We start from the raw sequence: 14,725 nt of genomic DNA on the forward strand, positions 1-14,725 counted from the left end.
CTCGGCGCCGGCCTGCTCGGCGCCGGCCTGCTCGGCGCCGGCCTGCTCGGCGCCGCCCGGGCCGCCGTCCTCGGGCTCAGTCGCCGGCGACATCCAGCGCCTCGGGCAGGGTGAACGCGCCGGAGTAAAGCGCCTTGCCGACGATCGCGCCCTCCAGCCCCAGCGGCACCAGCTCGCGCAGCGCGGCGATGTCGTCGAGGCTCGAGATGCCGCCGGAGGCCACCACCGGGCGCTCGGTCTTCGCCATCACCTGGCGCAGCAGGTCCAGGTTCGGGCCCCTGAGCGTGCCGTCCTTGGTCACGTCCGTGACCACGTAACGTGCGCAGCCGGCCTCCTCGAGCCGCTCCAGCACCTGCCAGAGGTCGCCGCCGTCGCGCGTCCAGCCGCGCGCCGCGAGCGTCGTGCCGCGCACGTCGAGGCCGACCGCGATCGCCTCGCCGTAGCGGCCGATGACGTTCGCCGCCCACTCCGGGTTCTCGAGCGCCGCAGTGCCGAGGTTGACACGGGTCGCGCCGATCTCCAGGGCGTGCTCCAGGGACGCGTCGTCGCGGATGCCGCCGGAGAGCTCGATGTTGACGCCCTTGGTCTGGCGGATGACCTTCTTGAGAAGGTCGCGGTTGTCGCCCCGGCCGAACGCGGCGTCGAGGTCGACCAGGTGGATCCACTCGGCGCCGGCGTCCACCCATTCGGCGGCGGCGTCGACGGGGTCGCCGTAGCTGGTCTCGCTGCCGGCCTCGCCCTGCGTCAGCCGCACGGCCTTGCCGTCGGCGACGTCGACCGCGGGCAGCAGGACGAGTCTGGGCGTGGTGGTGAATTCGGTCATCGGTGTGTGTTCCTCGATCGGGGTCGTTCGGGTCCGCAGGGCGGACGGTGGGGTGGCCGCTAGAGCGAGCCGATCCAGTTGCGCAGCAGCTTCAGCCCGGCCTCGCCGGACTTCTCGGGGTGGAACTGGGTGGCGCTGAGCGGCCCGTTCTCCGCCGCCGCGACGAAGCGCGAGCCGTGCTCGGCCCAGGTCACCCGCGGACGCGGGAACGGCCCGGTGGCCTCGAGCGTCCAGTCCTGTGCCGCGTACGAGTGGACGAAGTAGAAGCGCTCGTCGTGGATGCCGTCGAACAGCACGGAGTCCTGCGGCGCCTCGACGGTGTTCCAGCCCATGTGCGGGACGACGTCGGCGTGCAGCAGGTCGACCGTGCCCGGCCATTCGCCGAGCCCCTCGCTCTCGATGCCGTGCTCGACGCCGCGCTCGAACAGCACCTGCATGCCGACGCAGATCCCGAGCACCGGGCGCCCGCCCGCCAGCCGCCGGTCGATGACCTCGTCGCCGTGCGAGCGGCGCAGCGCGTCGATCACCGCGGCGAACGCGCCGACGCCGGGCACCAGGAGGCCGTCGGCCTCCTGCGCGCGCCGGCGGTTGCCCGTCAGCTCGACGTTCGCGCCGGCGGCCTCCAGCGCTTTGACCGCGGAGTGCACGTTGCCGGTTCCGTAGTCGAAGACGACGACGTCGGGTGCGGTCACAGCGCGCCCTTGGTCGACGGGATGCCGGACACCAGCGGATCGAGCGCCTTCGCCTGCCGGAACGCGCGCGCGAACGCCTTGAACTCGGCCTCCGCGATGTGGTGCGGGTCGCGGCCGCCCACCACCGTGACGTGCACGGTGAGCCCGGCGTTGAACGCGATCGCCTCGAAGACGTGCCGCACCATCGACCCGGTGAAGTGCCCGCCGATCAGGTGGAACTCGAACCCGGCCGGCTCGCCGCCGTGCACGAGGTACGGACGGCCGGAGATGTCTACCACGGCCTGCACGAGCGCCTCGTCGAGCGGGACCAGCGCGTCGCCGTAGCGGGAGATGCCGGCCTTGTCGCCGAGCGCCTTCTTGATGGCCTGGCCGAGGACGATCGCGACGTCCTCCACCGTGTGGTGCACGTCGATGTCGGTGTCGCCGCTCGCTCGCACCGTCAGGTCGGTGAGCGAGTGCTTGGCGAACGCGGTCAGCAGGTGGTCGTAGAAAGGCACCGAGGTGTGGATGTCGGACGCAGCGGTGCCGTCGAGGTCGAGGCTGAGCTCGATGCTCGACTCGCTGGTCGCGCGCTGAAGCTGGGCGGTCCGATTCGTCATGACTGCGAGCTTACCGACTGCGCGCCGGCCGCCACGGCTCCGGCCGGCCGGCCGAGCGCGCGCAGGGCCTCCAGGAACGCGGTCGTCTCGGTCTCGGTGCCGGCGGTGACACGCAGGTGGTGCGGGATGCCGACGTCGCGGATGAGCACCCCGCGCTCCAGCAGTGCCTCGAAGACCGCATGCGGGTCGTCGACGCCGCCGAACAGGACGAAGTTGCTGCCGCTGCGGTGCGGCAGGTAGCCGAGCTCGGCGAGCTCCACCACCAGGCGGTCGCGCTGCGCGCGGATCTCGCCGACCATCGCGAGCATCTCGTCCGCGTGCGCGAGCGCGCCGAGCGCGGCGGCCTGGGTCAGCGCGGACAGGTGGTACGGCAACCGCACCAGGCGCAGCGCGTCGACCACGGCGGGGTCGGCGGCCAGGTAGCCGACGCGGGCCCCCGCGAACGCGAACGCCTTGCTCATGGTCCGGGAGATCAGCAGCCGCTCGCGGCCCGGGAGCAGCGTGAGCGCCGACCGCTCCCCCTCCGGCATGAACTCCGCGTACGCCTCGTCCACGATCACGATGCCGCGCGCGGCAGCGTAGACGGCCTCGATCGTCTCGAGCGAGAGCGGAGTCCCGGTCGGGTTGTTCGGTGAGCACAGGATCACGATGTCCGGATCGTGCTCGCGCACCGCGGCCGCCGCGGTCTCCGGCGACAGCTCGAAGTCCGCATCCCGACCGGCCGCGATCCAGCTCGTGCCGGTTCCGGAGGCGAGCAGCGGGTACATGGAGTAGGTGGGCGCGAACCCGAGCAGGCTGCGTCCCGGTCCGCCGAACGCCTGCAGGATGTGCTGCAGCACCTCGTTGGACCCGTTGGCGGCCCAGAGCTGCTCGGCCGTCAGCCCGTGCCCGAGGTAGCGGGCGAACGCCTCCCGCAGCTCGGTGAATTCGCGATCCGGGTAGCGGTTCACCCCTGTCACCGCGACGGCGACCCGAGCAACGATGTCGGCGGCGACGTCCTCCGGAACGGGATGTGTGTTCTCGTTCACGTTCAACGCGACGGGCACGACCTTCTGCGGCGCCCCGTACGGGGTGCGACCGCGCAAGTCATCACGGATCGGAAGATCGGAGAGAGAGGTCACCTCTCAATGCTAACCAGCGCCGCTGAACGCTCCCGCCGTATGACGCCCCGCTGCACCCGCCGCGCCCCCTCCCGCAGAAAGGAGAACCCACCCAAATCTCCTGCCGAACCCCCAACCGCAGGAGATCGTGGGGCATGTCGTGCCGTTTCTCCTGAAGGCGAGTGCATCGAGGAGGTGGCGGCGCCGTCGCCGCGGGGTGGTCCTGGCGGCGAAGCACCAACGGCGCCCGCCCCCCTACTTCGCGTCGTACTGTGCCGGGATCGCCAGCTGCTGGCCGGGCGTGACCACGGCGGACGACAGACCGTTGAGGTTCACCAGGTCGGCGATCACGTCACGCGGATCGGCCTTGGGCGCCAGTCGCGAGGCGACCGACCACAGCGAGTCACCCGACTGCACGGTCACGTAATGGAACGTCGCGTGCGTCTGCTCACCGGTCGCAGCCGCGCCGCCGCCGTTGAGCGCGAACACGAACGCCCCGATCACGATCGGCAGTGCCGCGAGCATCGTCAGCACGAACCGCCCGCGCCGGGTCAGCCGAAGCCGCACACGCCCAGCGGCCTGTGCGCCACTCACCTCGACGTTGTTCATCCCAACGTGGTGCATCACTGCTGTGCTCATCACTGCTGTGCTCATCGTGACCTCCAACGGCTTCGGTCGAAGCCATGTTCCGAATATATCTTCGAATGTTCGAGACCGCAATCCTCGTCCGGGTGAAAAAACCCGCATGAATTTCGAGACACACTCGAACACATGTTTGTCGGGCAGCCGTACTGTGGATACAGTTTCGATTGTCTGGAGGAAAGACAACCAGGCACCACCGACATTCGGTTCCTCCGGGTGACGGCGACGGCCACGAAGGGACGAGCGTGTCGAACGAGAATCAGGCTCCGCGCACGCGGCGCCGCAAGAACCTCAGCGAGAAACAGCTCGCCATCCTCGACGTCATCCAGCGGTCGGTGAGCCAGCGGGGCTATCCGCCGAGCATGCGCGAGATCGGCGACGCCGTCGGCCTCTCCAGCCTCTCGTCCGTCACCCACCAGCTCAACCAGCTGGAGCTGAGCGGCTACCTGCGCCGCGACCCGAACCGGCCGCGCGCGCTCGAGATCCTCATCGACGTCCCTTCGGCCACCCCCGACTTCGAGAGCCAGACCCCGGTCGGCGACGCCGCCATGGTCCCGCTCGTCGGCCGCATCGCCGCGGGCGTCCCGATCACCGCTGAGCAGCAGGTGGAGGAGGTCTTCCCGCTCCCCCGCCAGCTGGTGGGCAACGGCGAGCTCTTCATGCTCAAGGTGGTCGGCGAGTCGATGATCGACGCCGCGATCTGCGACGGCGACTGGGTCGTCGTCCGCACGCAGAACACGGCGGAGAACGGCGACATCGTGGCGGCCATGCTCGACGAGGAGGCCACCGTCAAGGTGTTCCGCCAGCGCGACGGCCACACCTGGCTGCTCCCCCGCAACTCGAACTTCGAGCCGATCCTCGGCGACTACTCCACCATCCTCGGCAAGGTCGTCGCGGTCCTCCGCGCCGTCTGAGGGCGGTCAAGCCCAGCCGAGCTCCTGGAGGCGGGCGTCGTCGAGGCCGAAGTAATGGCCGATCTCGTGGACGAGCGTGACACGCACGCGCTCGCGGAGCTGCTCGACCGTCTCGCACGACGCCTCGAGGTTGTTGCGGAACAGCGTGATCCGGTCCGGCAGCTCGCCGAACCCGTAGACGCCGCGGCGCGTCAGCGGATGCCCGGTGTAGAGGCCGTACAGGCGCGGTCGTGCGCCGGGCGGCTGGTCCTGGATGATGATCGCCACGTTCTCCAGCGGCCGCACCATGTCGTCCGGCAGACCGTCGAACACCTCGTCGACCAGGGTCTCGAAGTCGTCGTCCGGGATGCGCACCATGCGCCCATCATGCAGGACGCACGCGAGGCCGGGTGCCCGGATCCGCGGAGAGCGGAACCGGGCGCCCGGCCTCGGCCGTATCGACGGGTCAGGCCGTGACGCCCGCCCGCTCCCGCACGTCGCGGGTCGCCGCGATGATGTTGCGCAGCGACGCGACCGTCTCGTCGTAGCCGCGGGTCTTGAGCCCGCAGTCCGGGTTCACCCAGAGCTGACGGCCCGGGATGGCGCTGAGCGCCGTCTCCAGCAGCTCGGTCACCTCGGCGACCGAGGGCACGCGCGGCGAGTGGATGTCGTAGACGCCCGGGCCGATGCCGTGCTCGAAGCCGGAGCGCTGGATGTCGTGGACGACCTCCATCCGGCTGCGGGCGGCCTCGATGCTGGTCACGTCCGCGTCGAGGTTGCGGATCGCGTCGATGACCACGCCGAACTCCGAGTAGCAGAGGTGGGTGTGGATCTGCGTCGCGTCCTCCACCCCGGAGGTCGCGAGCCGGAACGAGCCCACCGACCACTCCAGGTAGTCCGACTGGTCCGCCCGCTTCAGCGGCAGCAGCTCGCGCAGCGCCGGCTCGTCCACCTGCACGACGCGGATGCCCGCGGCCTCCAGGTCGGCGATCTCGTCGCGCAGGGCCAGGGCGACCTGGCGCGCGGTCTCGCCGAGCGGCTGGTCGTCGCGCACGAACGACCAGGCGAGGATGGTGACCGGTCCGGTCAGCATGCCCTTGACCGGCTTCTCGGTAAGCGTCTGGGTGTAGGTCGACCAGTCGACGGTGATCGGCTTCGGGCGGGACACGTCGCCCCACAGGATGGACGGGCGCGTGCAGCGCGAGCCGTACGACTGCACCCAGCCGTTCTGGGTGACCGCGAAGCCGTCCAGGTTCTCGGCGAAGTACTGCACCATGTCGTTGCGCTCGGGCTCGCCGTGCACGATGACGTCGATGCCGATCTCCTCCTGGAGGTCGACCACGCGCTTGATCTCGGCCTGCATGCGCCCGAGGTACTCGGCCTCGTCGATGACGCCCTTGGCGAGCTGGGCGCGGGAGCGGCGGATGTCGGCGGTCTGCGGGAAGGAGCCGATGGTGGTCGTCGGCAGGAACGGCAGGTGCAGCGCCTCATCCTGGGCGGCCTGGCGCGCGCTGTACTCGCCGCGGCGGAAGTCCGCCCGGGTGAGCGCGGCCTCGCGGGCCCGCACGGCGTCCACGCGCACGCCAGGAGCGGCGGCGCGGTCGGCGAGCGCCGCGGTCGCCGCGGTGAGCTCGTCCTGGATGGCCTCGTGTCCGTCGACGATGCCGCGCGCGAGCACGGCGACCTGGCCGACCTTCTGGTCGGCGAACGCGAGCCAGGTCTTCAGGCGGGCGTCGAGGTCCGGCTCGTCCTCGACGTCGTGCGGGACGTGCTGCAGCGAGGTGGAGGTCGACACGGCGACGTCGGCGCTCAGCGACAGCAGCTCGGTGAGCATGCCGAAGGCGGCCTCCAGGTCGCCGCGCCAGATGTTGTGGCCGTCGATCACGCCGCCGACGAGGGTCTTGCCGCCCAGCGCGCTGCGCGTCGCGGCGTCGAGCCCGGCCGGGATCCCGCCCCGCACCAGGTCGAGCGAGATCGCCTCCACGGGCGACAGGGCGAGCACGGGGAGGGCGTCGCCGAGGCTGCCGTACGGGGCGGCGACGAAGATCGCCGGCCGCTCGGCGGCTCCGGCCAGCTCCGCGTAGGCGGCGCGGGTGGCCTCCAGCACCTCGGTGCGGGGCTCCTCGATGCTCTCGGAGACGAGCGCGGGCTCGTCGAGCTGCACCCACGGCGCGCCTGCGGCGGCGAGGCGGGCGAGCAGCTCGCGGTAGACCGGGAGCAGGTCGCCGAGCCGCGACAGCGGGCGGAAGCCCTCCGGCGCCTCGTCGCTCGCCTTGCTCAGCAGGAGGAAGGTCACCGGGCCGACGATCGCCGGGCGGGTGACGAAGCCGGCGGCCTTCGCCTCCTCGAACTCGCGCACGATGCGGTCGGAGGCGAGCCGGAACGCGGTCTCCGGGCCGATCTCCGGCACCAGGTAGTGGTAGTTGGAGTCGAACCACTTGGTCATCTCCAGCGGGGCCTTGTCGCCCTCGCCGCGTGCGATGGTGAAGTAGCCCGCGAGGTCGACCGACCCGTCGGCCGAGGCGAGCCCGGCGAACCGCGACGGGATCGCGCCGACGGTCACGGCGGCGTCGAGGACCTGGTCGTAGAAGCTGAAGCTCTCCGGGATGGCGGCGTCGGCGCGGCCGAGGCCGAGCGCGGCGAGCCGCTCGCGGGTGGTGGCGCGCAGCTGGGCGGCGGTGGCCTCCAGCTCGTCGGCGGTGCTGGCGCCGGCCCAGAACGCCTCGACGGCCTTCTTGAGCTCGCGGCGCCGGCCGATGCGGGGGTAGCCGATGATGGTACCCACCGGGAAGGCGGAGCGTGCGGAGGTGGTGTCGGTCATGCGGGGTCGCCTGCTTTCTGCGAGGTGGCGGAGGTGGTCAGTGTGGACAGTGCGGTCAGTGGAGTAGCGAAGGTCGCGGAGGTCTCAGGGGTGTCGGCGGCGGTCGGTGCGGCCTCCACCAGCCCCACCCGTTCGAGCACCTGGAGCACGGCCGTGTGCTGGTTGAACGTGTAGAGGTGGATGCCGGGGGCGCCGCCGTCGAGCAGGCGCTGAGCCAGCCGCGCCGTCCATTCGATGCCGATCTCGCGCCGGCCTTCGTCGTCCGGCTCGACCTCGAGCTGGATGGCGAGGTCGCTCGGGAGATCCTCGCCGCTGAGCTCCAGCATCCGGGCGAGCCGCGCGGGCGAGGTGACCGGCATGATCCCGGGCAGGATCGGGAACGTCACGCCGGCCTCCCTGGCCTTCTGCGCGAACGACAGGTAGTCCTCGGCGTGGAAGAAGAGCTGGGTGATCCCGAGGTTGGCTCCGGCCGCCTGCTTCGCCAGCAGCGCGTCGATGTCCTGCGACACCGTGCGGGACGGGTGGCCGTGCGGGAAGGCCGCGACCGCGATCTGGACGTGCTCGCGGTGCGAGAGCACCGCCTCCGCGCGCAGCCCGGGCACGGGGAGCGCGTCGTACGGGACGCGCTCGGCCTGCACCCGGTGGATGAGCTGCACGAGCTCGGACGAGCTCTTGATGTCGCCGAGTCCTTCGTCCCCCGGCTCCAGCCCCGCGGGCGGGTCGCCGCGGATCGCCAGGAAGCGCCGGATCCCGGCGTCCAGGAACTCCCGGATCAGGCGGTTGGCCTCGGAGTGCGTCGAGCCGACGCAGGTGAGGTGCGCCATCGGGCTTACGTCGGTGTGCTCGAGGATGTAGCGCAGCACGTCGAGGGACGACGAGCGCGACGAGCCGTTCGCGCCGTAGGTCACCGAGATGAACTCGGGGCCGGCGGCGGCCAGGCGGTCGATCGTCGCCGGCAATGCGGCGGCGGCACGTTCGTTGCGCGGCGGGTAGAGCTCGAACGAGAACCGCGCGTCGGTACAGTCCATGGTCCCTCGGGTGTCGATCAGCGTCACGGGCGCCCTCGCTCGCCGACGGCCGCAGCTGTCGAACGGGAGGGGGCGGGCGGGTGCCGGGCTCGGCTGTCGCACCACGTCAGCGGTCGCCCGCTTCGGTTGTGTAGGCACAGTAACAACGACGGAGGCCGAGCGGAACCCACTGCGTCATCTTGTGACACAGAGGGCTCCGCCCGGCCTCCGGAGGGCGCCGTGCGCTGCTACACCGCGAACGGCTCGAACACGGACTGATACTCGGGCATGATCCGCGCGCGCACACGCGTCCCGTCCTCCACGTACTCGGTCGACAGCACCCGGCCGCGCTCGTGCAGAGCGGAGACGAGGTCGCCGCGGTCGTACGGCACGACCAGCTCCACCTCCACCGATGGGTCCGGCAGCAGGCGCGCGATGGCGGCGAGCACCTCGTCGATGCCCTCCCCGGTGCGCGCCGACGCGAAGATCGCACCGGGCTCCAGCCCGCGCAGGACGAGCCGGTCGTCGGCAGGGATGAGGTCGGCCTTGTTGAACACCACGATCTCCGGGATGTCCCTGGCGCCGACCTCCCCGATCACGTCGCGGACCGTCGCGAGCTGCGACGCCGGGTCCGGGTGCGAGCCGTCGACGACGTGCAGGATGACGTCGGAGTCGGCGACCTCCTCCAGCGTCGAGCGGAAGGCCTCCACGAGCTGGTGCGGCAGGTTGCGCACGAACCCGACGGTGTCGGCGAGCGTATACAGGCGGCCGTCGGCGGTCACCGATCGGCGCACGGTCGCGTCCAGCGTCGCGAACAGGGCGTTCTCGACGAGCACGCCCGCCTTGGTCACCCGGTTCAGGAGGCTGGACTTGCCCGCGTTCGTGTACCCGGCGATCGCCACCGACGGCACGGAGTTGCGGTTGCGGTTCGCCCGCTTCGCCTCGCGCGCGGGCTTGAAGCCCGCGATCTGCTTGCGCAGCTTCGCCATCCGCGAGTGGATGCGACGGCGATCGAGTTCGATCTTCGTCTCACCCGGTCCACGCGAGCCCATGCCGGCTCCCGCGCCGCCCACCTGGCCACCGGCCTGGCGGGACATCGACTCGCCCCAGCCGCGCAGGCGCGGCAGCAGGTACTCGAGCTGCGCGAGCTCGACCTGCGCCTTGCCCTCACGGCTCTTGGCGTGCTGGCTGAAGATGTCGAGGATGACGGCCGTGCGGTCGATCACCTTCACCTTCACCACGTCCTCCAGCGCGCGCCGCTGGCTGGGCGCGAGCTCGGTGTCGGCGATGACGGTGTCCGCACCGAGCGCCCGGACGACCCCCGCCAGCTCCTCGGCCTTGCCGCGGCCGAGGTAGGTGCTGGGGTCGGGATGCGGCCGCCGCTGCAGGAGGCCGTCGAGCACCGCGGCGCCCGCGGTCTCGGCGAGGGCGGCGAGCTCGCGCAGCGAGTTCTCCGCGTCCTGCAGCGTGCCCTGCGAGTAGACGCCGATGAGCACGACGTTCTCCAGGCGGAGCTGCCGGTACTCGACCTCCGTGACATCCTCGAGCTCGGTGGAGAGCCCGGAGACGCGGCGGAGAGCCGCGCGCTCCTCGCGCTCGAACTGCTCGCCGTCGTGGCCGTCGCCGTCGGTGTCGTCGGACTGCAGCGCCTGCGCTCCGGAGCCGAACAGCGTCACGGTGGCGCGGTTCTGCTGGGTGGCGAGCACGCGCGCGACCACGTCGTCGGCGGTGCGGTCGATGGTGGCTTCGGCGGTCTGTTCTTCGAAATCTGTTCGTTCGGTCATTCACTGTCCCCTGATCCAGGTGGGGTACACCCTAGTCTGTCTGTTCTGCTGTGTTTGTCTGCGGGTCCGCGTCCTGTACGGTCCTCTATATGGCCAGCGGAGATCACTACTTCTCACCCGCTCCCGAGAGCGAATTGAACCTGCGGCCGTTCACCGCACGCCTGGCGGGCCAGACGTACGAACTGGTGACGGCGAACGGGATCTTCAGCCCCGAGCGCATCGATATGGGTACGCGAGTGCTCCTCGACCATGTCCCCTCCGCGCCGCCCGGCGGTCAGTTCCTCGACCTCGGCTGCGGCTGGGGGCCTCTGGCTCTCACACTTGCTCTCGAATCCCCTCATGCGACCGTCTGGGCGGTCGACGTCAACACCCGAGCCTTGGACGTGGTGCGCCGGAATGCGCAGAAGCTCGGTCTCACAAATGTTAACCCCGTGACGCCCGATGATGTTCCCGAGTCGGTGGAATTCACCACGATCTGGTCCAATCCGCCCATCCGCGTCGGCAAGAACGAGCTGCACGACATCCTGCAGCGCTGGCTGCCCCGACTGGAGCCGGGTTCCGACGCCTGGCTCGTCGTGCAGCGCAACCTCGGCAGCGACTCGCTGCAGCGCTGGATCCAGGCGACGATGCCGGAGCTGACCACGACGCGGGCCGCGATCTCCAAGGGGTACCGGGTGCTGCGCACGCGGCGGGCTGCCGAGGACTGAGCGGCGGACTGACGAGTTCGTTCGGTCGAGTTCGGTCGGTCGAGTTCGGTCGGTCGAGTTCGGTCGGTCGAGCGTGCTCGTCTGGTCAGGCGAGCTCGAGCGTGCCCGTGTAGACGAGCTCAGCCGGGCCGGAGAGTGCGACGTGCTCGCCGTCCTCCGTCGGGAACATCCGCACGCCCACCGTGCCGCCCGGCACCTCCACCCGCCACTGGTCGGGCGCACCGGAGCCGGCCCAGTGCCGCACCGCGAGCGCTGCGGCCGCGGCGCCGGTGCCGCACGAGAGGGTCTCGCCGCTCCCGCGCTCGTGCACGCGCATCCGGATCCGGCCGACGCCGTCGCGCACCAGCGGGTCCCCCGGCACGACGAACTCGACGTTCGCGCCGTCCTCGGGCTCCGGCTCGATGTGCGGGATGTAGGTGAGATCGGCGGCCTCCAGCTCGGACTCGTCGGCGACCGCGACGACCACGTGCGGGTTGCCCATGTCGATGCCGAGGCCCGGGCGCGCGACCGGCAGCTCCTTGGCGCGGACCAGCGGCTCGCCGCCGTCGAGGCTCCAGCGGCCGAGGTCGACCTGGAACCCGGTGAGGTTGCGCTGGACGTCGCGCACTCCCGACCGGGTGCCGATCGGGAGGGTGTCGCCGTCCGCGAGCTCGGCGAGACCGGACTCCAGCAGGTAGCGCACGTACACGCGGATGCCGTTGCCGCACATCTCGGCGACCGAGCCGTCCGCGTTGTAGTAGTCCATGAACCACTCGGCGCCGTTGTCCTCCGCGAGCGCCTCGGCGCCCTCCGGCAGGTGCGTCGAGCGGACGGCGCGGATCACACCATCGGCGCCGATCCCGAAGTGCCGGTCGCAGATCGCCGCGATCTGCTGCGGGGTGAGCGGCAAGCGACCGTCGGGGTCGGAATAGAGCACGAAGTCGTTGCCGGTCCCCTGACCCTTGGTGAAGTGGAGCGTCGCCATCGCCCCAGCCTATCGGCCGCCCGCAGCATCGCGTGCGACGCTGCTCAGGGCGGTCGCGGTGAGCTCCGGGTCGTCGTAGTCGAGCCAGTGGATGCCGGCGTAGCGCTTGAACCAGCTCACCTGCCGGCGCGCGTACCGCCGGGTGAGCTGCTGCGTGGCCGCGATCGCCTCGTCGCGGGTCAGCTCGCCCTTCACCTCGGCGAGCGCCTGCGCGTAGCCGATCGCCCGGCGCGCGGTCACCCCGTCCTCCAGGCCGAGCGGGATCAGGCCGCGCACCTCGTCGGGGAGGCCGTCCCGCCACATCCGCTCGACCCGCTGGTCGAGACGTCGGACGAGCTCGTCGCGCGGCGCGGCAAGACCGAGCACGACGGTCGGCCGCCAGTGCTGCTGCTCGGCCGGGAGGGCGCCGCTCACCGACTCCCCGGTCAGTTCGGCGACTTCGAGCGCGCGGACGATCCGCCGCCCGTTCGACGGCCCGATCCGCTGCGCGGCCTCCGGGTCGAGCGCAGCGAGGCGGCGGAACAGCATCCCCGGCCCCTGCGCGGCGAGCTCGGCCTCCAGCCGCGACCGGAGCTCCGGGTCGGTCCCCGGGAACCGGAAGTCGAAGATGACGCTGGACACGTAGAGCCCCGACCCGCCGACGAGGATGGGCGTCGCCCCGCGCCCGAGGATGTCGTCGACGATGCGCCGCGCCTCGGGCTGATACCGCGCGACGGTCGCCTCATCGGTGACGTCGAGCACGTCGAACAGGTGGTGCGGCACACCCCGCCACTCGGCCGGAGGCAGCTTGGCCGTGCCGATGTCCATCCCCCGGTAGAGCTGCATCGCGTCCGCGTTCACGATCTCGGCGGCACGGCCCTCGTCCCGGAGGGCTTCGGCGAGGGCGAGGGAGAGCTCGGTCTTGCCGGTGCCGGTGGCGCCGACGATCGCGATGACGGGGGTGGTGGCGTCGTTCGCGCCGGCTCCGCCGATCGCGCTCAGCGCTGGCCGTCCGACGGGTCGTAGATGGGCATCGTCCCGACGCCCGGGGAGGTCAACGGGGCGCGGGGGCGCAGCGTGGGCAGGCCGAGCGACACGGGGCCGGCCGACTGCGCGGTGTCGCCGTGCGCCGGGATCGCGCACGACTCGGCCTCTGCGCGGTCCCAGGCGTCGCCCGCGCGCGTGCGGCGGATGCCGAGTGGTGCGCCGTCGGCGCTGTCCGCGATCAGGTAGTGCGGGGCCGCCTGCGTGATCCGCACCGTGACGACATCGCCCGGGCGCGGGACGTCCGAGCCGGCCGGCAGCTCGAAGTGCACCAGACGGCTGTCGCGGGCGCGGCCGCTCAGCCGGTGGGTGTCGGCGTCCTTGCGGCCCTCCCCGTTGGCCACCAGCAGCTCGACCTCACGGCCGATCAGGCGTTCGTTCTCTTCCAGCGAGATGCGCTCCTGGAGGGCGATCAGGCGGTCGTACCGGTCCTGCACGACCTCCTTCGGCACCTGGTCGGCCATGTCGGCCGCGGGCGTGCCGGGGCGGATCGAGTACTGGAACGTGAACGCCGAGGCGAACCGCGCCTGCTCGACGACGCGCATCGTCTCCAGGAAGTCCTCCTCGGTCTCGCCGGGGAATCCGACGATGATGTCCGTGCTGATCGCCGCGTCCGGCAGCTTCGCGCGCACGCGGTCGAGGATGCCGAGGAACTTCTCCGAGCGGTAGGACCGGCGCATGGAGCGCAGGATGCGGTCGGAGCCGGACTGCAGCGGCATGTGCAATTGCGGCATGACGTTCGGCGTCTCGGCCATCGCGTCGATCACATCGTCGGTGAAGGCCGCCGGGTGCGGGCTGGTGAAGCGGATGCGCTCCAGGCCCTCGATCTGACCGGCCGCGCGCAGCAGCTTGCTGAACGCCTGCCGGTCGCCGAACTCGACGCCGTAGGAGTTGACGTTCTGGCCGAGCAGGGTGACCTCGATGGCGCCGTCTTCGACCAGGGTGCCGATCTCCGCGAGGATGTCCCCCGGGCGGCGGTCCTTCTCCTTGCCGCGCAGCGACGGGACGATGCAGAAGGTGCAGGTGTTGTTGCAGCCGACCGAGATGGACACCCAGCCCGAGTAGGACGAGTCGCGCTTCGTCGGCAGGGTGGACGGGAAGGTCTCGAGCGACTCCAGGATCTCGATCTCCGCGGCGTCGTTGTGCCGCGCGCGTTCGAGCAGACCGGGCAGCGAGCCCATGTTGTGCGTGCCGAACACCACGTCGACCCACGGCGCCTTCTCGAGAATGACGTTCTTGTCCTTCTGGGCCAGGCAGCCGCCGACCGCGATCTGCATGCCCGCGTGGCGACGCTTCACGCCGGCGAGGTGACCGAGGTTGCCGTAGAGCTTGTTGTCAGCGTTCTCGCGGACCGCGCAGGTGTTGATCACGACGATGTCCGCCTCGGCGCCGTCGGCCGGGACGTAGCCGGCGGCCTCGAGCGAGCCGCTGAGTCGTTCGGAGTCGTGCACGTTCATCTGGCAGCCGAAGGTGCGCACCTCGTAGGTCCGGGGACGGCCGTCCTCCGTCAGGGCGGCCGGCGACGGCTCGAAGACGTGGCCCTGCTCGGCGGTGCTCGGCTCGGCGCTACTCAGCTCGACGCGACGCTTGACGGTGCTCGACTCGATGGTGCTCATAATGCGTACGATTCTACGTTCGACCGGGACCGGAATCGAACGACCGCCCGGCCC

General features: G+C 71.1%; 14 protein-coding genes. 2 read left to right on the forward strand and 12 right to left on the reverse strand.

Annotation, left to right across the window (positions count from 1 at the left end; genetic code table 11):
* Positions 1 to 76 precede the first annotated feature (76 nt).
* From priA to AC3A3H_RS06400, 5 genes are all read right to left on the reverse strand, one after another.
* Complete coding sequence (priA, locus tag AC3A3H_RS06380) at positions 77 to 823, reverse strand: bifunctional 1-(5-phosphoribosyl)-5-((5-phosphoribosylamino)methylideneamino)imidazole-4-carboxamide isomerase/phosphoribosylanthranilate isomerase PriA (protein ID WP_487613712.1); 747 nt, start codon at positions 821 to 823, stop codon at positions 77 to 79.
* 59 nt (positions 824 to 882) lie between these two features.
* The gene (gene hisH, locus AC3A3H_RS06385) at positions 883 to 1,515 is read right to left on the reverse strand and encodes an imidazole glycerol phosphate synthase subunit HisH (protein WP_487613713.1); all 633 of its coding nucleotides are present in this window, start codon (positions 1,513 to 1,515) and stop codon (positions 883 to 885) included.
* Positions 1,512 to 2,114, reverse strand: a complete 603-nt coding sequence (gene hisB / locus AC3A3H_RS06390; protein ID WP_487613714.1) for an imidazoleglycerol-phosphate dehydratase HisB — start codon at positions 2,112 to 2,114, stop codon at positions 1,512 to 1,514. The genes hisH and hisB overlap by 4 nt, the downstream gene beginning before the upstream one ends.
* Entirely contained in the window at positions 2,111 to 3,235 is a 1,125-nt protein-coding gene (locus tag AC3A3H_RS06395; RefSeq protein ID WP_487613715.1) for a histidinol-phosphate transaminase, read from the reverse strand. Before AC3A3H_RS06395 ends, hisB begins: the two co-directional genes overlap by 4 nt.
* 234 nt (positions 3,236 to 3,469) lie before the next feature.
* Positions 3,470 to 3,868, reverse strand: coding sequence for a LysM peptidoglycan-binding domain-containing protein (locus AC3A3H_RS06400; protein WP_487613716.1), 399 nt, complete (start codon positions 3,866 to 3,868; stop codon positions 3,470 to 3,472).
* A gap of 233 nt (positions 3,869 to 4,101) precedes the next feature.
* Here AC3A3H_RS06400 and lexA point away from each other — a divergent pair, with 233 nt between their 5' ends.
* Positions 4,102 to 4,770, forward strand: a complete 669-nt coding sequence (lexA, locus tag AC3A3H_RS06405) for a transcriptional repressor LexA (protein WP_487613717.1) — start codon at positions 4,102 to 4,104, stop codon at positions 4,768 to 4,770.
* 6 nt (positions 4,771 to 4,776) lie between these two features.
* On the opposite strand, the gene AC3A3H_RS06410 is transcribed toward lexA, so the two are convergent.
* The 4 genes from AC3A3H_RS06410 to hflX all read right to left on the reverse strand — a co-directional run bounded on the left by AC3A3H_RS06410 (position 4,777) and on the right by hflX (position 10,361).
* Positions 4,777 to 5,127: a metallopeptidase family protein gene (locus AC3A3H_RS06410; protein WP_487613718.1), complete on the reverse strand. Its 351-nt coding sequence runs from the start codon at positions 5,125 to 5,127 to the stop codon at positions 4,777 to 4,779.
* Between the two features lie 88 nt (positions 5,128 to 5,215).
* Positions 5,216 to 7,570, reverse strand: a complete 2,355-nt coding sequence (gene metE, locus AC3A3H_RS06415) for a 5-methyltetrahydropteroyltriglutamate--homocysteine S-methyltransferase (protein ID WP_487613719.1) — start codon at positions 7,568 to 7,570, stop codon at positions 5,216 to 5,218.
* On the reverse strand, positions 7,567 to 8,598 hold the full coding sequence (locus tag AC3A3H_RS06420; protein ID WP_487613720.1) for a methylenetetrahydrofolate reductase: 1,032 nt from the start codon (positions 8,596 to 8,598) through the stop codon (positions 7,567 to 7,569). The genes metE and AC3A3H_RS06420 overlap by 4 nt, the downstream gene beginning before the upstream one ends.
* A 227-nt stretch (positions 8,599 to 8,825) precedes the next feature.
* Positions 8,826 to 10,361, reverse strand: a complete 1,536-nt coding sequence (gene hflX, locus AC3A3H_RS06425) for a GTPase HflX (protein WP_487613721.1) — start codon at positions 10,359 to 10,361, stop codon at positions 8,826 to 8,828.
* A gap of 89 nt (positions 10,362 to 10,450) precedes the next feature.
* Here hflX and AC3A3H_RS06430 point away from each other — a divergent pair, with 89 nt between their 5' ends.
* Positions 10,451 to 11,068 (forward strand): class I SAM-dependent methyltransferase, encoded by a 618-nt coding sequence (locus AC3A3H_RS06430; protein ID WP_487613722.1) that lies wholly within the window; start codon positions 10,451 to 10,453, stop codon positions 11,066 to 11,068.
* Positions 11,069 to 11,153: 85 nt separating this feature from the next.
* Here AC3A3H_RS06430 and dapF read toward each other — a convergent pair whose 3' ends face one another.
* From dapF to miaB, 3 genes are read right to left on the reverse strand one after another with little or no spacing between them, the layout of a single operon-like run.
* Positions 11,154 to 12,032, reverse strand: a complete 879-nt coding sequence (gene dapF / locus AC3A3H_RS06435; RefSeq protein ID WP_487613723.1) for a diaminopimelate epimerase — start codon at positions 12,030 to 12,032, stop codon at positions 11,154 to 11,156.
* A gap of 9 nt (positions 12,033 to 12,041) precedes the next feature.
* Positions 12,042 to 13,013, reverse strand: coding sequence for a tRNA (adenosine(37)-N6)-dimethylallyltransferase MiaA (gene miaA / locus AC3A3H_RS06440; RefSeq protein ID WP_487613800.1), 972 nt, complete (start codon positions 13,011 to 13,013; stop codon positions 12,042 to 12,044).
* A complete protein-coding gene (miaB, locus tag AC3A3H_RS06445; RefSeq protein WP_487613724.1) occupies positions 13,010 to 14,671 on the reverse strand; it encodes a tRNA (N6-isopentenyl adenosine(37)-C2)-methylthiotransferase MiaB in 1,662 nt (553 codons plus the stop codon). The genes miaA and miaB overlap by 4 nt, the downstream gene beginning before the upstream one ends.
* Positions 14,672 to 14,725: the final 54 nt, after the last annotated feature.

This window comes from Leifsonia sp. Soil_N53 (assembly GCF_057655165.1).